The 20,908-nt window shown below is 47.1% G+C and carries 14 protein-coding genes; 9 read left to right on the top strand and 5 right to left on the bottom strand.

Features of this window, described 5'->3' with window-relative positions; genetic code table 11:
* Positions 1-99: 99 nt before the first annotated feature.
* A complete protein-coding gene (locus DWY55_RS01405; RefSeq protein WP_120177973.1) occupies positions 100-2,049 on the top strand; it encodes a sensor histidine kinase in 1,950 nt (649 codons plus the stop codon).
* A 40-nt stretch (positions 2,050-2,089) separates the two neighbouring features.
* Positions 2,090-3,601 carry a glycoside hydrolase family 10 protein gene (locus DWY55_RS01400; protein WP_034525493.1) on the top strand — a complete coding sequence of 504 codons (1,512 nt, stop codon included), beginning with the start codon at positions 2,090-2,092 and terminating at the stop codon, positions 3,599-3,601.
* Positions 3,602-3,653: 52 nt separating this feature from the next.
* Here the strand turns inward: DWY55_RS01400 and DWY55_RS01395 are convergent, their stop codons facing one another.
* From DWY55_RS01395 to DWY55_RS01370, 5 genes are all read right to left on the bottom strand, one after another.
* The gene (locus tag DWY55_RS01395) at positions 3,654-4,223 is read right to left on the bottom strand and encodes a chromate transporter (RefSeq protein WP_005835643.1); all 570 of its coding nucleotides are present in this window, start codon (positions 4,221-4,223) and stop codon (positions 3,654-3,656) included.
* Positions 4,224-4,286: 63 nt separating this feature from the next.
* Complete coding sequence (locus DWY55_RS01390) at positions 4,287-4,829, bottom strand: chromate transporter (protein WP_005826309.1); 543 nt, start codon at positions 4,827-4,829, stop codon at positions 4,287-4,289.
* A 17-nt stretch (positions 4,830-4,846) separates the two neighbouring features.
* A complete protein-coding gene (locus tag DWY55_RS01385; protein ID WP_117963503.1) occupies positions 4,847-8,890 on the bottom strand; it encodes a two-component regulator propeller domain-containing protein in 4,044 nt (1,347 codons plus the stop codon).
* Between the two features lie 172 nt (positions 8,891-9,062).
* The gene (gene purL / locus DWY55_RS01380) at positions 9,063-12,767 is read right to left on the bottom strand and encodes a phosphoribosylformylglycinamidine synthase (RefSeq protein WP_117589138.1); all 3,705 of its coding nucleotides are present in this window, start codon (positions 12,765-12,767) and stop codon (positions 9,063-9,065) included.
* A 187-nt stretch (positions 12,768-12,954) separates the two neighbouring features.
* On the bottom strand, positions 12,955-15,207 hold the full coding sequence (locus tag DWY55_RS01370) for a family 20 glycosylhydrolase (protein WP_117703683.1): 2,253 nt from the start codon (positions 15,205-15,207) through the stop codon (positions 12,955-12,957).
* A gap of 140 nt (positions 15,208-15,347) precedes the next feature.
* Here DWY55_RS01370 and DWY55_RS01365 point away from each other — a divergent pair, with 140 nt between their 5' ends.
* The 7 genes from DWY55_RS01365 to DWY55_RS01335 all read left to right on the top strand — a co-directional run bounded on the left by DWY55_RS01365 (position 15,348) and on the right by DWY55_RS01335 (position 20,872).
* Positions 15,348-16,001, top strand: coding sequence for a LysE family translocator (locus DWY55_RS01365; RefSeq protein ID WP_044468349.1), 654 nt, complete (start codon positions 15,348-15,350; stop codon positions 15,999-16,001).
* 51 nt (positions 16,002-16,052) lie between these two features.
* A complete protein-coding gene (locus tag DWY55_RS01360) occupies positions 16,053-16,598 on the top strand; it encodes a DUF4924 family protein (RefSeq protein WP_057089248.1) in 546 nt (181 codons plus the stop codon).
* A gap of 74 nt (positions 16,599-16,672) precedes the next feature.
* On the top strand, positions 16,673-17,527 hold the full coding sequence (rfbD, locus tag DWY55_RS01355; RefSeq protein WP_044468347.1) for a dTDP-4-dehydrorhamnose reductase: 855 nt from the start codon (positions 16,673-16,675) through the stop codon (positions 17,525-17,527).
* Positions 17,528-17,548: 21 nt separating this feature from the next.
* Positions 17,549-19,123 (top strand): peptide chain release factor 3, encoded by a 1,575-nt coding sequence (locus DWY55_RS01350; RefSeq protein WP_005826320.1) that lies wholly within the window; start codon positions 17,549-17,551, stop codon positions 19,121-19,123.
* Between the two features lie 221 nt (positions 19,124-19,344).
* On the top strand, positions 19,345-19,479 hold the full coding sequence (locus tag DWY55_RS22495; protein ID WP_005826323.1) for a hypothetical protein: 135 nt from the start codon (positions 19,345-19,347) through the stop codon (positions 19,477-19,479).
* Positions 19,480-19,969: 490 nt separating this feature from the next.
* Positions 19,970-20,422, top strand: a complete 453-nt coding sequence (locus tag DWY55_RS01340) for an HU family DNA-binding protein (RefSeq protein ID WP_243633624.1) — start codon at positions 19,970-19,972, stop codon at positions 20,420-20,422.
* A 192-nt stretch (positions 20,423-20,614) separates the two neighbouring features.
* Positions 20,615-20,872 carry an OadG family protein gene (locus tag DWY55_RS01335; RefSeq protein WP_005826326.1) on the top strand — a complete coding sequence of 86 codons (258 nt, stop codon included), beginning with the start codon at positions 20,615-20,617 and terminating at the stop codon, positions 20,870-20,872.
* Positions 20,873-20,908 lie beyond the last annotated feature (36 nt).

Here is a 20,908-nt window from a genome sequence, read left to right as displayed (position 1 = left end):
AGATAGGCAAGGTTAAGATTTGTTATACTTTAGGATGACTGCTAATTTACATTAAATAAAAGCACTAAATTCGCATCCGACTCCTTTTAATGTCCGAACATGGTAAAGCGTAATATAAAATGGCTTCTTGTTGTGCTGGTGTTAGGTTTATGCCCCTCAATCCTGCATGCCGAAGACCCTTATGGAGAGATGAAAGCTCTGGCAGATAGTGCGCAGAAAGTGTTGGGACAAGACCGACTGCCTTCCATCAATGCCCGGTGGATAAAACTTGCCCGCGAACTGAACGATACGGTACAGATTAGTGATGCCCATAACAACTTGATTTCTCATTATTATCAGTTGGGGGACATTGACCACTTGAAAGCCGCAACCTATGAATATATGGACTGGTGCCGGAAATACCAACGGACACGAGACCGGTATATGGCGTGGCGGCAGTACATTCAGCGCATGACGGAGAAAGGTATGCAGGAGGAGGCGATGGCTGAAACCGTCAGACTCCATCAGGATGCCGAGCAAGCCCGGGACAAATACGGATTGGCATGTGGCGAAATGTGCATCGGGTATAACCATCGGGTCTTTGGAAACAACGTAAAACTGTGTATAGAGAATTACAACAATGCACTGAAACTTTTCGAGGAGGGCAGCTATTATCGTGACGCATACGTGGTGTTGCTTAATATTATCCAGACTTATCTTTCACGCAGTGAGTATGCGGAAGCCGGCGAGTATCTGAGTAAATTGTCGCAACTGGAGGACAAACTGAATCGTAAACAAGTCAGCATAGACCCTTCCCTGCACTTGCGTTTCTGTGAATTCAGGGTTATAGGCTTATTGGCCAATGAAGGTAGAAAGGCTGCTGAGCCTTATATTGAGGAGACCGACCGCTTCTACCGCCAACATCCGGAGAGCTCGACACCCGAAGCATGGTTTGGCTATAAGATAATGTGTTGCCGTATCCTCGGTGATTTGAAAGGTAACATTGCTTACGTGGATTCACTCATGGATTATCAGCATTCACTGGGGCTTTGCTATCCTTATAACCATTATATGAAAGGAGAACTGCAGGAACAGTTGGGCGATTATCGTGCGGCTTGCCGCAGTTATGCCAGATATGCCGCCGTGAGTGACTCCGTGCGTACGGCAGAAATGGATGACAAGCTAAGCAAATATACGGCACAGTTTGAAGTGGACCGGTTGAAGATGGAGAAGCTGGAACTGAGTGCCAGATTGAACGAGGAACGACTGATGATAGCCTTGACCGTTGGCGGACTGGTATTGTTGCTTTTGCTGCTCATTACTTATCTGTATATCCGCACCCTCTCCATGAACCGCAAGTTGGAAGCTGCACGCAGGGCGGTGGAAAAAATGAGCCAGGTCAAAAGTTCCTTTATACAGCATATCACCCATGAAATCCGTACTCCGTTGAATTCCATCGTCGGCTTTTCTACCTTGCTGGCTCAAGAGAAACTGGATGATGCGGAGAAGCGCGAGTATGTTGAACAAGTGGAGAGCAACAATACATATCTGTTGAGTCTGATGGAGAACATACTCAATATTGCGGATATGGATTCGCGAGTGTGGGAGATGCCGCGGGAGGAGATAGAAGTGGATGCGTGTTGCAAGGAATGTATTGAGGGCTTCCGCCCGGAACTGAAGCCGGGAGTTGAACTGGAATATGTGCCTGCTTCCGGTATTGCGGCCTTTTATGCAGCCCGGCAATGGCTGAAAATGGTGCTGGTGTCTTTGTTGGATAATGCGGTGAAGTTTACGGAAGAAGGTCATATACGCGTTTCCTGCGAGGAAGATAAGTCCCGACATGTATTGCGCTTCGTGATAGAGGATACCGGTATAGGCATCAGGCCGGACGAATCGGACCGTATTTTCGAACGTTTTTATAAAGTGGACACGTTTACCAAAGGGTCCGGATTGGGGCTTGCCATAGCCAATGAGATAATGGAGTTGGTGGGAGGCCGGATTTATCTGGATGACACCTATTGCGGAGGATGCCGCTTTATTGTGGAATGGCCGATGAAGGACAAACCTTAATTATAAACTATTTTAAGTATTAAAAAGCTGTAATTAGAGAATGAGAGTAAAATCCCTTTTATGTGTATTCTTCTTGCTGCTAATGGCGGGAGGAGTATTTGCGCAAGTGCAGACCGGGTCTGCCTATCCTAAACGTGAATTTCGTGCAGCATGGATACAGTCAGTAAACGGACAGTTCCGTGGAATGCCGACCGAAAAACTGAAGCAGAATCTGATCGGGCAGTTGAATTCCTTGCAGAAGGCGGGAATCAACGCCATAATTTTCCAGGTACGTCCCGAAGCGGATGCTCTGTATGCTTCCAGACTGGAACCGTGGAGTCGTTTCCTTACCGGAGTGCAGGGTAAAGCGCCCGAACCCTATTGGGACCCTATGCAGTTTATGATTGATGAATGCCATAAGCGTGGTATGGAGTTTCATGCATGGATTAATCCGTATCGCACGAAGACGACCTTGAAGAGTGAGTTGGCTCCCAATCATGTGTACAATATCCATCCGGAATGGTTTGTCACTTATGGCGACCAGTTGTATTTTGACCCGGCACTGCCTGAGAGCCGCCGGCACATCTGCATGGTGGTGAGCGACATCGTTTCCCGCTATGATGTGGATGCCATTCATATGGACGATTACTTTTATCCTTATCCCATTAAGGGAAAGGATTTCCCTGACGATGCAAGTTTTGCACGTTTTGGCGGAGGTTTCAGCAATAAAGGAGACTGGCGCCGGAGCAACGTGAATGTGCTGATTAAGAAACTGCATGAAACAATTCGTGAAATCAAGCCGTGGGTGAAGTTCGGGGTTTCTCCGTTTGGCATTTACCGGAATGAAAGCAGTGACCCGCTTGGCAGTAAGACCAAAGGCCTGCAAAACTACGATGACCTTTATGCGGACGTGTTGCTGTGGGCCCGTGAAGGTTGGATAGACTATAATATTCCGCAGATTTATTGGCATATAGGACATCCGGTTGCCGACTATGAGACACTGGTGAAGTGGTGGGCCAGGAATACGGAAAACCGCCCCTTGTTTATTGGCCAGTCCGTGATGAACACCGTGCAGAATGCCGACCCCAAGAACCCGTCGATAAATCAGCTTCCTCGCAAAATGGCCTTGCAACGGGCCTATCAGACCATCGGTGGCAGTTGCCAGTGGCCTGCCAGTGCGGTTGTAGAGAATGCAGGCAAGTATCGCGATGCCCTGATTGCCGAATATCATAAGTATCCGGCGCTGCCTCCCGTTTTCGATTTCATGGATAACGAAGCCCCGGCAAAGGTACGTAAGATGAAACCGGTGTGGACGGAAGACGGATATATTCTTTTCTGGACAGCTCCCAAGTATAAAGAGGAAATGAACCGTGCCGTCCAATATGTGGTCTATCGCTTTAATGACAAAGAGAAAGTGAATATAGATGACCCTTCCCATATTGTAGCCATCACGCGCGATAATTTCTATAAACTTCCTTATGAAGACGGAAAGACAAAGTACCGCTATGTGGTGACAGCCTTGGACCGTCTGCATAATGAATCGAAATCCGTTGGAAAGAAGATTAAACTTTAAAAATTAGGGATTAAGGATTAGGGATTAATCATTAACGTTTAATCCTTAATCCCTAATAAAGTATCAATCCTGCTATTCCACAAGCTACAATCATTCCTATCGGGTTCAGTTTATATTTCTTTGTGCCTATAAATGCCACGAGGAAGATGAGGCAGCTGATGACGAAGGAATATATGTCTTCTTTGGGAGAACTGAAGTTTTCCGAATTCATCAATACCAGCGCGGCTGAGGCCAGCAGACCGACTACTGCCGGGCGGAGCCCACTGAATACCGCTTCCACGGAAGGATGTTTCTGGTATTTCAGAAAGAATTTGCTGATGGTCAGCATCAGTAGGAAAGAAGGAAGCACCACGGCAAACGTAGCAATAATAGAACCTAAAATACCATAGCTTGTACCGTAGCAATCAGCTATCGTAGTATAACCCACATAAGTTGCCGAATTGATTCCTATCGGACCGGGTGTCATCTGGCTGATTGCCACAATATCAGTAAATTCCTGCGCTGTAAGCCAACCGTAACGGGTAACTACTTCACCTTGTATCATAGACAACATGGCATATCCGCCACCAAAGCCGAAAAGCCCAATCTTAAAGAATGTATAGAATAACTGTAAGAAAACCATGATTAGTAATTAATGATAAATGGTTAGTGATTAATGTTGCTATCCTTTTTAATTCTTTAATTTTTAATTCTTCGGACGTTGAAAACGTCCGAAGCAGTATCCTCCTACACCTGCCGCAATGATAATCCAGATGGGAGAGAAGCCCAACAGCCAGATGAGCAGTGCTGAAACCACCGGTATCCATATGTTGTATCGGTTTATCCGGGCCGATTTAGCCATGCTGAATGTAGGGGCTGCAATCAATGCAACCACTGCCGGGCGAATACCTTTGAATATACGTTCCACAATGGTGTTGTCCTTGAAGTTGTGAAAGAACAACGCTATGGCGAGGATGATGAGAAACGAAGGAAGTATGGTTCCCAATGCAGTGATTATGCTCCCTCGTATTCCCCGTAGCCGGTACCCTATAAAAATGGATATATTGACGGCAAGGATGCCCGGAGCGGACTGTGATATAGCAAGCAGGTCAATGAAATCTTCTTTGGCTATCCAGTTTCGTTTGGTTACGATTTCGTTTTCTATCAGCGGTACCATAGCATAACCGCCGCCGATGGTAAAGGCTCCTATCTTAAAGAAAATGGAGAATGCTTCAAGATATATATTCATATTCAAAATGTTGTAATTTACTTTATTTCTTTATCATCTTTCCCTTCCTTCCCTCTCTTGGCATACTGGCTTGGGCTCATATTGAAATGTTTCTTGAATACTTCACGGAAATATTTCGCATCACTGAAACCGGTCAGCTCTGAAATCTCGGTGATGGTATGCTTTTGTTCTTTCAGAAGTTGGGCAGCATGTTTCAGTCGAATCAGCCGGATGTAGTCAGCCGGAGCTTGGTCGGTCAGTGCCTTTATCTTATTGTAGAAGCTGGTCCTACTCATATTCAGCAGGTTGCAGAGCACGTCGACGTTGAAGCTTGGGTTGTCCATATTGTCTTCGACGCTCTTTTTGACGGTTGCAATGAATTTCCAGTCCAAGTCGTTGGAGCAGTTGATGCAATCCGTATTGTTCTTCTCGTCGTTCAGGTCCAGGCTGGCATATTTGTGGCGCAACAGTGCCCGGTTAGTCAGCAGGTTGGCAATGTTTGCCCGCAATATACCGATATTGAAGGGTTTCACAATATATTCATCCGCTCCGCTTTGCAGTCCCTCGATGATATTCTTGTCGGTATTCAGTGCTGTGAGCAGGATGATGGGGATATGTGATGTCTCGATGTCGTTCTTCAGGATATGACACAATTCGTCTCCTCTCATTTCCGGCATCATGATGTCTGAAATGACGAGGTTGGGCATATACTCCTTGACAATGGTCAGTGCTTCTTTTCCATTGGAGCATACTTGTATGTTGTATTGTTCAGACAATGTTCTACGCAGATATTCCCTTAATTCGTCATTGTCCTCTACAATAAGAATTTTCTGGTGGTTACTGTTGTTTTGTGACTGTTGTTGCGTCTTGTCGTAGATTCCACTGGAAGCAGGGGATGATGTAGTAGAGGCATTGATAGGCACTCCGGAGGCCGAATAAACAATCCGTTCGTTTTTGGGTTGAGGGCGTTGGATTGCTTTGCGGAAATGCTTGTTCCCTTTGGGGAACGTGATTTTGATGCAAGAGCCTTTCCCTTCCATGCTGCTGAAGTTGAGCTTTCCTTTATGTAAGCGTACAAGTTTCCCTACCAGAAGTAGTCCGATGCCGCTGCCGATAACTTTGGAATTGATAGCATTACTGCCACGGAAATGCATCTTGAACAGCTTTTTCTGTTCTGAAGCCGGAATTCCGATACCGGTATCTTTCACCTCAATACTCCAGGTATCTTCTGTCTCGGAAGTAAAGACATGTACATTGCCGCCGTCCGGTGTATATTTCAGTGCGTTGGATATGATATTTTTCAAAATGGAATCCATCTTGTCCTTATCTAACCATACGTTCAGATAACGGAAGCTGCTTTCGTAGGTTAGGTTGATGTGTTTTATGTTTGCGTATGAACGGAAAGCATCGATCGTCTCTTCCATATATGTGCTCAGTTCGTATTCGGATACGTATAGACTTCCGGAATAGGTGTCTGCGCGTTCGAAATTAATAAGGTTGGTGGTCAGGCGCAACAAGGCATTTACGTTTCGCAGGGCTGTATTGATGTTGCTCTGTCCGCTGGAAGTCAGTTGCTCGCGTTCGGTGATTTCTTCCAAGGGTGCTTTGATGAGCGTCAGTGGAGTACGTATATCATGCGCTGTATTGACGAAGAAGCGTATTTTCTCATCGGATTCTTTCCGCTGTTTTCTCAAGACTATTATTCGTAGAGTGATGCTTGCAATGGATATGATAATCACTGCATAGAGTATCAGCGCCCAGAAACTGAGCCAGAGGGGTTGCTCGATAATGATGTCCATACTGCGTTCCTCCAGGACAATACGACGGTCTTCGTTGGAGATGGCACGTACGCGGAGGGTATAGTTGCCCGGACTCAGGTTGGTAAAACGGATGACGTTTTCCTCTCCCGGACGGCTCCAACCCTCATAGAAGCCTTCCAGTTTCCAGGAGTACAGAATTAGGGAAGGATAGTCATAGTTGATGTCTGAGACCTGCAATGAGAAGATGTTCTGGTTGTACTTCAAACGCAAGGTTTTTGTCTCGTCAATATCCAGAATAAGTGGAGAACCTTCATCCTTGGGATAAACGGTCTGATAGAATACCCGCAGGTCACTGAATACCATTTTGAACTTATAGTCGCGAGGCAGGATCATGTCTTTGTTGAATTCTATGGCTCCATCCGTACTGCCGAAAATGAAATTGCCGTTTTTCCTCAAGGTGCCTGAGGCTGCGTTGAAATGGTCAGACTTCAGTCCTTGTTCTTTGGTCCAGTTATGGAATGTCTCTTCGACAGGATAGAAGGTGGACAGACCGTGTTCTGTACTCAGAAAGATATTTCCTTTACCATCAGACAATAGTGTATAGATATTATTGGAAATCAAGGCGCAGTTGTCTCTATGATAATGTCTGAATGTGTTTTTGGTCGTATCATATACCAGTAAACCGGCATTGTTGGTACCGATATACAGCATTCCGTCGGAAGCTTGGCATAGGGAGTAGATGTAGTAGGATTCTACCGGCATCTGGATATAGGTATACTTACCGGTTGCTTTTTCCAACAGGTACAAGCCGGTGGAAGTGCCTATCCACATATGTGTGGAGTCTTTCTCTATGATGGCAGTGATACCATTCAAGCCCGGGAAATGGCGTATATTTTTTCTGGAATAATCTATTTCTTTTAAGTTATAATACCCTCCGAACCAGATGTTTCCTGAAGAATCTTTCATAATGGAACGGATATACTTGTCCGGCCGGATATTCAGATTACTGAATAAAGACGGAGTAAAGAACTCTGTGGACAGTAGTTTCTTGTTGATCTGGTAGATGCCGGAACTATATCCTCCGGCCCAGATGATGCCGGGCTCCACTTCGCACAATGAGATGAAGATATGGTTTTTACTATGGCTTGCGGTGTCGAAACTGCTGAGAAAAGAATGCCATTGTTTCGTCTTGCTATAATAAAGGCTGATGCCGTTATTGGTGGCAAACCATAAATCGCCGTCATGGTCTTCAATGATGGCATTTACCTGGTCATTGATGAGTGACTGTTTATTGCCGATAGAGTGTTTTATCCATTGATAATCGGCATATCGGTTGTTGCGTACAGTTATACCAATGGGATAATTAGCCATCCAGATGCGTTGTTCACTGTCAATGTAGATATCATTGATGGTATTTCCGTTCATTGAGTTGTACCGGTTATAGTCAGCAACAATGTATGGTATAGATTCATAGGTATCGGTATTCATTTTGTAGACACCGGCCCCGTCTGTAGCTATGAGGATTTCATTGTTATTGTAGGCACGGATACAGTTAATACTAACGTCCATCAGTCCGGATGGGATATGCATGACTTTGTGCTCATTCAGGTCATAGGTAAATATTCCCCGTTGGAAAGTACCGATAAAAACCTTGTGAGACGGTTTATGATAGTATAGTTCGTTGATTTGTATCTTCAAGGTGTCCAATTGGTTGCAGGGACTGAGGGTGAGGGTGTTGTTGGCCAGCTCAGCATAATGTATGCCGATGTCGGTCCCGATGAAGAAGTGGGTCGAATCAATCTGTGCGATATCAGTAATTCGTTCTCCTATTTCGTTTTGAATGAATGTCACCTTCTGGGTATTGCTGTCGTACAGATATAGGGCATCTTCATTGCAAAGCCATATTACGCTGTTGGCATCCACAAAACCGTAACTGATAGGGGTTGGACGTCCTTTCACTTCGCTTTCGGGTAGCTTGTATACCAGGACAAAACGGTCGTGTTTTGTATCATAGCGGAACACGCGTCCTTTCTTGCCAATTTCCCATATGGTTCCTTTGGAATCCACATAGAGCCAGTTCAGGTTCATCATGGAATTCACTTCCTCATCTCCATCCATCAGTTTGTACGGCTTGAATTCTTTTCCGTTGTATCGGTCGATGCCGTCGTGGGTAAGAAACCACATGTAACCTTTGGGTCCCTTTTGAATAGCATATACCCGTCTGTTGCTCAAACCGTCTTCCACACCGATGTATTTGTATGTTTGTGCAATGCCTATAATTGGCAATAATAGTAGTATGCAGAAAAAGAAGTACTTTTTCATAATTGTCGAGCGGTTTTTTGAATGTTGTACTGAGGGAGAGTTGAAAATAAACACAAAAATAATGCTTTTGTTTGAGAAAAGCAAAAAAAGAAAGCGAAGAATAGAAATGTAACAAGCGCGGGATTATTCATAACCCGCGCTTGTTACATTTCTATAAAAAAGGAAGTTCAGTTCATTTTTTATTGGCTTCCACCCACTTGCGTGCATTGACAAATGCTTCTACCCAAGGAGTGATTTGGTCGCTGTTTACGCGGTCTGCGGGGTAGCAACCGTTCTGCCAGGGGAAGATGGCACGTTCCAAGTGGGGCATCATGGCCAGATGACGTCCGTCGGCACTTGCCAATCCGGCTATGGAATAATCTGAGCCGTTGGGGTTGGAAGGGTATTCGTCGTATGAGTATTTCAGCACGACGTTGTATTTGTCCTCGTCGTATGGCAAGGAGAATTTTCCTTCACCGTGAGCTACCCAGATACCCAGTTTGCTTCCACTCAGTGAGCCGAGCATTACGCTGCGGTTGGTGGGGACAGTAACACCGAGGAATCTGGATTCAAACTTGTGTGAGTCGTTATGAAGCATCTTGCCGTTTTTCTTGTGCTCGGGATTGATAAGATTAAGTTCCATCATGAGCTGGCAGCCGTTGCAGACACCCAGTGAAAGCGTATCCTCGCGTGCATAATATTTGTCGAGCGCTTCTTTTGCTTTCGGATTGAAGAGGAAAGCACCTGCCCAACCCTTAGCAGAACCAAGAACGTCGGAGTTGGAGAAACCACCGCAGTAAACAATCATGTTTACATCTTCCAACGTTTCGCGACCGCTGATAAGGTCGGTCATGGTAACGTCCTTCACATCGAAGCCTGCCAGATAGAGTGAGTAGGCCATTTCGCGTTCGCCGTTGGTTCCTTTTTCACGGATGATGGCGGCGCGGATACCGGAAGGTGTGCGGCGGTCCGGGTCGATGCCGTATTGTGAGAACTTGCCTTTGAAGTCCGGCATGAAGGCGAATTCCACCGGTTGCATCTTGTAGTTCTCGAAACGCTTCTTGGCACAGCCGTTCATGGACTGCTTACGGTCAAGGAGATAAGAAGTAGAGTACCATACATCACGCATATAGTCGATGCCAAACTGATAAGTAGCATCGCCTTTTGATACAAGAATATGGCGTTCGTCTGTCGGTTTGCCGAGCTTCACGTAACCTACGCCTGCATCTTCCAGGATTTGCTTTACAGCTTCCTTGTGCTTGTCGCTCACCTGGATAACGATACCCGGGTTCTCCGCAAACAGAATCTTGATAAGGTCTTGCTCCTTGATTTTATCCAGGTTGATTTCCATACCGCCTTCCACATTGGCAAAGCACATTTCAAGCAGTGTAGTGATAAGACCACCGGCGGAAATATCATGTCCGGCAAGAATCAGTCCCTTGTTGACCAGTTCCTGCACGGCAAGGAAAGCATCGCGGAAGTATTCGGCATCCTGCACGCTGGGAACTTCGTCACCTACCTTGCCCAGGGTCTGAGCAAAGGCAGAACCGCCGAGTTTCAGGTTGTCGAAACTGAAGTCTATATGATAAATGGTAGTCTTTTCATTGTTAACCAGCACCGGAGATACGACTTTCTTGACGTCGGAAACTTCTCCACCGGCAGAAACAATTACCGTGCCCGGAGAAATTACTTTGCTGCCGTCGGGGTATTTCTGTGTCATGGAAAGAGAGTCTTTACCGGTCGGTACATTGATTTGCAGGGAACAGCAGAAGTCACTCAAGGCCTTTACTGCCGTGTACAGACGGGCATCTTCACCTTCTTGCGAACGGCAAGGCCACATCCAGTTGGCAGAAAGGGAAACGCTGTCCAGACCTTCGGCAAGCGGTGCCCAAACCAAGTTGGTCAATGCTTCGCTGACGGAAAGAACGGAGCCGGCTGCCGGGTCGGCAAGTGCCGCCTGGGGAGCATGGCCCAGAGAGGTTGCGATACCCTTTTCGCCGCGATAGTCCAAAGCTACCACACCACAATCGCTCAGAGGCAACTGCAATTCACCCTGGCACTGTTGGCGGGCAATCTTGCCTGTTACAGAACGGTCCACCTTGTTTGTTAACCAGTCTTTACAAGCCACAGCTTCCAGTTGGAGCACATTGGTGAGGTATTCGTGTAGTTGGGAAACTTCGTATTGGGGCATTTCGTAGTGACGTTCCACGGTCTTGTCCACCATATAGGTCTTGGGGGAAGAGCCGAACATCTGTTCTACGGCGAGGTCGAACGGACGTACACCGTCAGCTTGCTGGAAGGCAAAGCGATGGTCGCCGGTCGTTTCACCGACTACGTACATCGGGGCACGCTCACGTTCGGCTACCTTGCGTACATGTTCGATGGCCTCTTCCTGAATCAGCAAGCCCATGCGTTCCTGGCTTTCGTTGGCAATGATTTCCTTGGCAGACAGAGTCGTGTCACCGATGGGCAACTTGCTCATGTCAATTAAACCGCCGCATTCCTCTACCAATTCGGACAGACAGTTTACATGTCCGGCAGAGCCGTGGTCGTGGATGGAAACCACCGGATTGGTCTCTTCCTCACAAAGTGCGCGTACCACGTTGTAGGCGCGTTTCTGCATTTCGGCGTTGGCGCGTTGCACGGCATTCAGCTCGATGCCACTGCTGTAGCGTCCGGTATCTACGGAAGATACGGAGCCGCCGCCCAAACCGATGCGATAATTGTCTCCACCGATGACAACCACTTTGTTGCTGGCTTCCGGTGTACCTTTCAAACAGTCACGCTGGGTACCGTAGCCTACGCCTCCGGCAAGCATAATCACTTTGTCGTAACCATAGACTTCATCTTTTTCCTTATGTTCGAAAGTGAGCACGGAACCGCAGATTAGCGGTTGGCCGAATTTGTTCCCGAAATCACTGGCACCATTGGAGGCTTTGATTAGTATTTGTTCGGGAGTTTGATACAGCCATTTGCGTACCGGCAGAATCTCTTCCCAGGGACGTCCTTCTTCCGTACGGGGGTAGGAGGTCATGTAAACGGCTGTTCCGGCAATCGGCCAAGAGCCCTTACCGCCGCCCATACGGTCGCGAATCTCACCGCCCGTACCGGTAGACGCACCGTTGAACGGTTCTACTGTTGTGGGAAAGTTATGTGTTTCCGCTTTCAGGGAGATGACACTCTTGATGTCTTTTACTTGGAAATAGTCGGGCTTGGAGTGGTCTGCCGGAGCAAACTGTTCGATAACCGGACCTTCGGCAAAGGCCACATTGTCTTTGTAGGCAGAGATAATCTTGTTGGGATTCTCTTGTGTGGTCTTCTTTATCATTTGGAAGAGTGAAGATTCCTGTTCCACTCCATCGATGATGAATGTTCCGCCGAAGATTTTGTGACGGCAGTGCTCGGAGTTGATTTGCGCGAAGCCGAATACTTCGGAGTCTGTCAGAGGGCGCCCGAGGTCTTTCTCTACCTTCTTGAGGTAATCCATTTCCTCTTTGGAAAGTGCCAGACCTTCCTTTTCATTGTATGCCTCCAGGTCTTCGATGTGTACAATCGGTTCCGGCTGCCGGTTGGTTGTAAATACATTCTGGTCCAGCCCCTTGTACATACGTTGCAGCATCGGGTCGTGGTCTGCGTTCTCATCTTTTACGGGGAAGTACTCTTCGATGCGTATGATGCCGTCCAGCCCCATATTCTGGGTGATTTCTACGGCGTTTGTACTCCAAGGAGTAATCATCTCACGGCGCGGGCCGACGAAATGTCCTTTCAGGTTGTCTTCACTTTCGGGGGTGGCTTCTCCAAAAAGCCAGCAGAGTTTGTCGCTGTCTGCCTGGGGGAGTTCATGATTACATTCTACGGCAATCACACTCTTGGATGGGGTTCTGAAAAAAAGAATCATAGTTATATTTACGATTTTACGATTTACGATTTTACGATTGAAGTTACTTTTTTGAGTATCTTCATCTTTTCTTCTTGGGGACAAAGATACGCAAAATCGGTGGGGAGGAGAAAAAAAGAAAACAAAAAACGCATGCAATTTTACTTGCATGCGTTTTTTTGTTCTGTTTTATAAAGCTGGATGCGTATTATTGTATGACGATTTCATCCGTAAATAAGAATTGCTTCTTCCCTTGTATGGCGTGGAAACGTACATACCGTGCTTCAGTAGGGGTGCCGGTCCAGCCGAAATCTCTGAAAATCACGTCTTTTCCGGCCTCCTCCTCACTGCAAGTATCACTGCCCAGCAGGGTGAATTCTTTGCCGTCCACTGATGCCCACACTTCTACTTTGGCTGGAAGAAAAACCTGTGGGGTACGGATTTGCATGAAGTTGGCCATGACCCGGTGTATAGCGGTCACTTCGCCCAAGTCGATGGTAGCATCCAAATCATTGGGGCAGAATCCCTGCCAACGTCCGTCCATATAGCTTTTACCGCCACGTAGTCCGTCAAGTAGTCCGGTATCGCCGCCGCCTTTATATACATCTTTGTTCTGGTAGTATCCGCCATCCGGCGCATAGGTTATCTTTTTGCCTATGCCTTTGTGGTAGTCGGTGCGCAGCTCGAGGCTTTTGCCGAGTGGCTTATTTCCGTCGAAAAGACGGGCTGTCAGCAATATCGAATCTTTTACGGCAAATGGTTTTTTGTATAATTTGGAAGATGCGGTCGGTTCGGAGCCGTCTGTTGTATAGCGGATGTCAATCGGATGTTTTTCGGAGGTGAGGGAGAGCATGATTCTCTTCTTGGCATAGTCAACGGTCTGGCTGGTCTGCACTAGTTCGGACAGGGTGAACGGGTTGTAGCCTTTTGCCTTGATATGGCGTATTTCGTTGTTGATACGTCTCTTGAAACTTTCCGGATGCTTGTTCTTTACGGGAGTCCAGCCTACTTCTGCCAGGGCGATGATACGCGGATATATCATGTATTCGGCATGCTCGTAGGTGGGCAGATATTCTGCCCACACATTGCCTTGCACACCTAATATATATTTGCAGATATCTGTTCCCAATGAATCGGGAGCCGGGTCGTAGGAGTAGGTCTGTCCGATGGGGACGCAGGCGCCAAACGCCAGAGGCTGTGTCTCAGGGTCATCCTGGTAGTGGTCCAGATAGCAGTGGCTCTCCGGTGTCATGATGGCATAATGCCCCATGCGGGCGGCGGCAATGCCACCCTCCGTACCTCGCCACGACATGACGGTTGCATTGGGGGCCAGACCTCCATCCAGTATCTCATCCCAGCCGATGATTTCACGCCCTTTGTCGTTGAGGTACTTCTCTATGCGGGCTATCATATAGCTTTGCAGCTCACTTTCATCTTTGAGTCCTTCTTCCTTCATGCGCTTCTGGCATTTGGGGCATGTCTTCCAGTGGCGTCTGCTGGCTTCATCGCCTCCAATATGGATATACCGGGAAGGAAACAGCCGTATCACTTCATCCAGCACGTCTTCGAAGAACTTGAAGGTCTCTTCGTTACCGATACAGACTTCGCCGGATGTATAAGGCTTGCCGGTGCAGGACAATTGCGGATAGGCAGCCAGCACTTCTCCTGAGTGTCCCGGCATTTCTATTTCGGGGATAACGGTGACATGCCTCAAGCGGGCGTATTCTAAAACTTCGCGTACATCTGCTTCCGTATAGTAGCCTCCATAGGCTCCTTCTTCATTCTTCTCGCAGAAGCGGTGGTCGTATTTCCCCCAATCCTGCAGATTGGCGGCTTTTCTCCAGGCTGCGAATTCCGTCAGGCGAGGGTAGCCCGGAATCTCCAGCCGCCATCCGGCACCGTCGGTCAGATGCCAATGCAGGCGGTTGATTTTGTAGGTGGCTACCAGGTCTATTTGCTTCTTGACATAGTCCGTGTTAAAGAAGTGTCTTGAAACATCCAGGTGCAGCCCACGATAGGGGAATCTGGGTTCGTCCTTGATGGTCGTGACTGGCAGTTCCTTCCCGTTACGGGCAAGTTGTGCCAGGGTTTGCAGTCCATAGAAGGCACCTGCAGCGGAGGAGGCCTGAATGTTTACACCTTGTTTGCTGACTGTCAGGTTGTAGCCTTCGGCAGCGATTGGATTATCCGTTGCGTCCGTTATTTCTATCGTTACAAAAGGGTTCTTGTTGACAAGCTTCATGGGGATGGCAAAGTCCGGCAGATAGGCCAGCAGGTCATTCATGTCGGATTTCGCCAGATTGGTCGAGAAGGTTACCGTAGATGGCAGTTCTACTGTTTTTGACGTTGTTTGGGCATACTGCGGATATGGAACCACACCGAGTTCCTTGGGGGATTCGCATGCCGTCAGTAGTAAGACGGCCATGGAAACGAGTGTTAGAGTTTTTTTTATTCGTTTCATAAGGGGGTATTGTTAAGTTCGGAGGTAAATATACGGAATAATATGTAAAATGGATAATCTTTACTTCTTAAAATCCTTTTCCGTCGAAAAAACGTTAACACTATTCGTTCGTCTCATAAAAAAGTCCGATATTTGCAGCCATGATTCAGATAGAGACCATATTTGACATATTGTGGAAGGGGTTCATTATCGGCGTCATTGTGTCCGCGCCATTGGGTCCTGTAGGAGTATTGTGTATTCAGCGTACTTTGAATAAAGGACGGTGGTATGGTTTCGTAACGGGGATAGGAGCTTCGCTAAGCGATATTGCATATGCTTTGCTGACGGGCTACGGGATGAGTTTCGTTTTTGATTATGTCAACAAGAACATCTTTTACCTGCAACTTTTCGGAAGCATTCTTCTGTTGGCGTTTGGCGTTTATACGTTCCGCAGCAATCCGGTACAGTCCATCCGGCCGGTATCCACCAATAAGGGTTCCTATTTCCATAACTTCATAACGGCATTTGCCGTCACACTTTCCAATCCACTGATTATTTTCCTTTTTGTAGGTCTTTTTGCTCGCTTTGCTTTTGTAAGTGAGGGTGTGCTGGTGTTCGAGGCCGTTACCGGATACCTGGCCATCGCATTGGGTGCTTTGGCTTGGTGGTTTGGCATAACCTTTTTTGTCAATAAGGTCCGTACACAATTCAACCTGCGAGGTATCTGGATACTGAACCGTATTATCGGGAGCATTGTCATTGTGGTGTCTGTGCTGGGACTGGTGTTTACGCTGATGGGTGAATCACTGTATTGAGTGGAAAGGTGAAAGTGGGAAGGTGAAAAATCATAATTCATACATTTTATCGTGAAGATTGCGCAACAACTGAAAGAGAAGAATATAGCCGAATACCTTATATATATGTGGCAGGTGGAGGATTTGCTCCGTGCCAACGGCTGTGACATAGACCGGATACGCCAGAACATCATTTTGCGCTATCCGGAGGAGGAACGGCCTGCGCTGGAAGAATGGTATGGAAATCTGGCAGGTATGATGCGTGCGGAAGGCGTAATGGAAAAAGGGCATCTGCAAATCAACCGTAATGTCATTCTGAATCTGACGGAGCTGCATGGCGAATTGCTGGCTTCTACGAAATATCCGTTCTATAATGCGGCTTATTTCAAGGCACTGCCTTTTATCGTGGAACTGCGTCAGAAGAACGGCCGGAAAGAGGAGTCTGAGGTAGACACTTGTTTCGAGGCGCTTTATGGAGTGCTGCTGTTGCGCTTGCAGAAGAAGGAAATCAGTCAGGGCACGGCAAAGGCTATGGAGGCCATCAGTGGTTTCATCTCGTTGCTTGCCAACTATTATGACAAGGAGAAGCGGGGAGAACTGGAGTTGATGGATAATTGATAGTGGATGATTGATAATTATGAAGGAAAATATTGTTCATCGTAACATTCTATATATAAGTGTAACTTTATTAAATGAATATTCTGATAACCGGTGCCAACGGTCAACTTGGCAATGAAATGCGAGTGTTGTCGAAAGAAAACGGACAACATGCTTATTTTTTCACTGACGTGCAGGAATTGGACATTTGCGACGAACAAGCTGTGCACAGGTTTGTGAAGGGTAACCGGATAGATGTGATTGTGAATTGCGCTGCTTATACGGCGGTGGACAAGGCAGAGGACAATCAGGAACTTTGCGACAAGCTGAATCATGTCGCTCCTGGCTATCTGGCTGCTGCTGCCGAAGCTTGCGGTGCTGCCTTGATACAAGTGTCCACCGATTATGTTTTCGACGGAACCGGACACACTCCCTATACGGAAGAGGCGGACACTTGCCCCAATTCGGTATATGGCTCTACTAAACTGGCAGGTGAGCAGGCGGTGATGAAGCATTGCAGCCGTGCCATGATTATCCGTACAGCATGGCTCTATTCCATTTACGGGAATAATTTTGTGAAGACGATGCTTCGTCTGGGACGTGAGCGAGAGACGCTGGGGGTTGTCTTCGACCAGATAGGCACACCGACATATGCCAATGATTTGGCACGTGCCATTTTTGCGGCTGTCAACCGGGGGATTGTTCCCGGTATCTATCATTTCAGCAACGAGGGTGTGTGCTCGTGGTATGATTTCACGTTGGCTATCCATCGCCTGGCCGGCATAAAGACCTGCAAGGTAAGCCCGCTGCATACGGATGAGTTTCCTGCCAAGGCGCCGCGTCCGCATTATTCCGTGTTGGACAAGACAAAGATAAAGAAGACATTCGGCATCGATATACCCCATTGGGAGGCGAGCCTTGCCGTCTGCATGAAGAATTTGGAAGAGTGATTATTACTGACTAATTGATATATGGCCAATAACAACGAAATAGAGAGACGGAGAACGTTTGCGATTATCGCGCATCCGGATGCCGGTAAGACATCATTGACCGAGAAGCTGTTGCTTTTTGGTGGACAAATCCAGGTGGCGGGTGCCGTAAAGAGCAATAAGATAAAGAAGACGGCAACGTCGGACTGGATGGATATTGAAAAACAGCGTGGTATTTCCGTTACCACTTCTGTAATGGAGTTCGACTACCATGACTACAAGGTCAACATCCTCGATACTCCGGGTCACCAGGACTTTGCCGAAGATACCTACCGCACGCTGACGGCTGTGGATAGCGTTATCATCGTGGTGGACGGTGCGAAAGGTGTGGAAACGCAGACACGCAAGCTGATGGAGGTCTGCCGTATGCGTAATACGCCGGTGATTATCTTCATCAACAAGATGGACCGTGAAGCCAAAGACCCGTTCGACCTGCTGGACGAACTGGAGGAGGAACTGCACATCCACGTGCGTCCTTTGACGTGGCCTATCGAGAGCGGTGTCCGTTTCAAGGGTGTCTACAATATCTACGAGCATAACCTCAACCTCTACCAGCCCAGCAAGCAGGTAGTGACGGAGAAGGTGGAAGTAGACATCCATACCGAGGAGCTGGACAACCAGATTGGCGCCCAGCTGGCCGACAAGCTGCGCGGAGAATTGGAACTGATAGACGGTGTTTACCCCGAATTCGATAAGGAGGAATACTTGAAAGGAGAGCTTGCTCCCGTATTCTTCGGTTCGGCACTGAATAATTTCGGTGTGCAGGAACTGTTGGATTGCTTTGTGGAGATTGCTCCCAGTCCCCGTCCCGTGAAGGCGGAAGAGCGTGAGGTGGAGCCGGAAGAGCCTAAATTTACCGGATTCATCTTTAAGATAACCGCCAATATCGACCCGAATCACCGTTCATGTATCGCTTTCTGCAAAATCTGCTCCGGGAAGTTTGTACGCAATGCCCCGTACTTGCATGTACGTCATGGCAAGACGATGCGTTTCTCGTCGCCTACGCAGTTCATGGCGCAGCGCAAGACAACTGTCGATGAGGCTTGGGCGGGAGATATTATCGGCCTGCCGGATAACGGTACGTTCAAGATTGGCGATACGCTGACCGAAGGCGAGGCGCTTCACTTCAAGGGACTTCCGAGTTTCTCTCCGGAGATGTTCAAGTACATTGAGAATGCCGACCCGATGAAGCAGAAACAGCTTGCCAAGGGTATCGACCAGTTGATGGACGAAGGTGTGGCGCAGTTGTTCGTCAACCAGTTCAACGGGCGTAAGATTATCGGTACGGTGGGGCAGTTGCAGTTCGAGGTCATCCAGTATCGTCTGGAGAACGAATACAGTGCGAAGTGCCGTTGGGAGCCGCTCAGTCTGTATAAGGCCTGCTGGATTGAGAGCGATGATGCGGCGGAGTTGGAAGCCTTCAAGAAGCGCAAATACCAGTACATGGCGAAAGACCGCGAGGGTAGGGATGTGTTCCTGGCCGACAGCGGATATGTGTTGCAGATGGCGCAGATGGACTTCAAGCATATCAAGTTCCACTTTACGAGTGAGTTCTAAGCTATATGATTTTTGCTGACTCACGGCTATAAATGATGCAAGTCGAAGAAAAAGAGGAGGTACAAAGTAATGAAAAACTTTGTACCTCTTTATTTATTGTGGGAAGAAAGTGTTACCTTTGTTTCTGCAACGATTAATATGCATTGATTATGAAAACTGTTGAAGTAAGCTCGTTCCTTACCGATTTTACACCTTACTTATTATAAACACAAAATTTCAAGATGAAACATACCTTCCTTTTTCTCCTGCTGATTCTCCTTCTGGGGCTGACAGCCTGCTCGAAACCTGCCGATAGAACTTTGGTGTATAGTGTGGTGAAAACCTATCAGGATTTGTATAATGCGGTAACAAAGTAAAATCAGCCAAACACGTAGAGAGGCACATTCTCTCTATGTGTTTATTCTTTCTTTTCACTGGCATAAACTCATAAATGATGTCATATTGCAAAGAATAACTTATAACAATTACCTTGTAGAGATAGGAAGATACAGGTGGCTTCATTATCAGGGGTTTGCGTGTGTCGCTTGTAGAGATTATCACCTTATTCCTCTTATTTAAGCTTTATTTCCCCCCTTCTTCTTGTAGAGATATGGTTTTTGTAATCCTTTGTTTTTGAGTGATTTGTGAAAATCGGTTGTAGATGCCATTTTCTTGTTTTCCCTTGTTTCCCACCCTAACTTTGCAACATCGAATTTGAGAAAAGCAGACGGCTGAATCGTTGAGGCCTCACGATGAAAACTTCTGCTTCTCGGGTGAGACAAGAGAAACAGAATATACCTATTATTAATCATTTAAAACATTACGATTATGGCATTTTTTTAAAGAGTTCAGAAAAAAGTAAACGATTTGTGGTATCCTCAATCAGTAACCTGGGGCAAGGCGGTTACTACCCGTGAAGTGGCAGATGAACTGTCTTTCATTTCTACCGTGACCCGTGGTGACACGTATGCGGTGATGGAGAACTTGGGGCGTGTATTGAGCAATTTCATGGGGCAGGGACGTACTGTGAAGATAGACGGTATAGGCACTTTCTACTATACTGCTACCTCTACCAAAAGAGGGGTGCCGACGGCTGAGGAGGTAAGCGCTTCGCTGATAAACGGAGTACGTGTCCGTTTCCTGCCCGAAGTGGAGCGTAATAGTGGCAATCAGGTGACTACCCGCAGCATGGTGAATACAAAGATTGTTTGGAAAGAGTGGGGTAAGACTTCTACCTCCACTGGTACTACTCCCGGCGACAATACCGGTGGAACCCCCGGCGGCAACGACGGCGACCAGGGTGAGAATCCGTTGGGCTGATTCTCCTTCCTTGAAAGCAATTGATGACTGACACCGTTTTATGCTAAAAGTTTCCCGTACCGCCTCATTGGTTGTGCGGGAAGCTTTACTTTTTAGCATCTTTTATCATTCTTCTCTGCCTTTCTTTAATGGATTATCGCTAATTTCGAGCGATTTTTCGTAAATTCGGCTGAATAACTAATAATTTATAATATGGAAAACTTGAATACAGCACTTTTGCTGATGGTGGTAGGTATGGCAACAGTCTTCGCTATCCTGCTGATTGTTATTAACTTAGGAAAAGCTCTTATTGCATTGGTGAATAAATATGCGCCCGAAGAGGTGACACCGGCTAAAGCTGCGGCAAATGGTCCCGCACCTGTCCCCGGTAATATTCTGGCAGCTATCAGTGCAGCCGTAACAGTAGTGACACAAGGTAAGGGTAAAGTTGCTAAGGTAGAAAAAATCTGAAATAATAATCTTATATAAAAACACACCGAATAATTT

Origin of the sequence: Bacteroides sp. AF25-38AC (genome assembly GCF_003602995.1) — a bacterium.
Classification (GTDB): domain Bacteria; phylum Bacteroidota; class Bacteroidia; order Bacteroidales; family Bacteroidaceae; genus Bacteroides; species Bacteroides uniformis.
The sequence above is the reverse complement of the archived record's forward strand: the minus strand, read 5'-3'. Positions and strand labels throughout refer to the sequence as shown.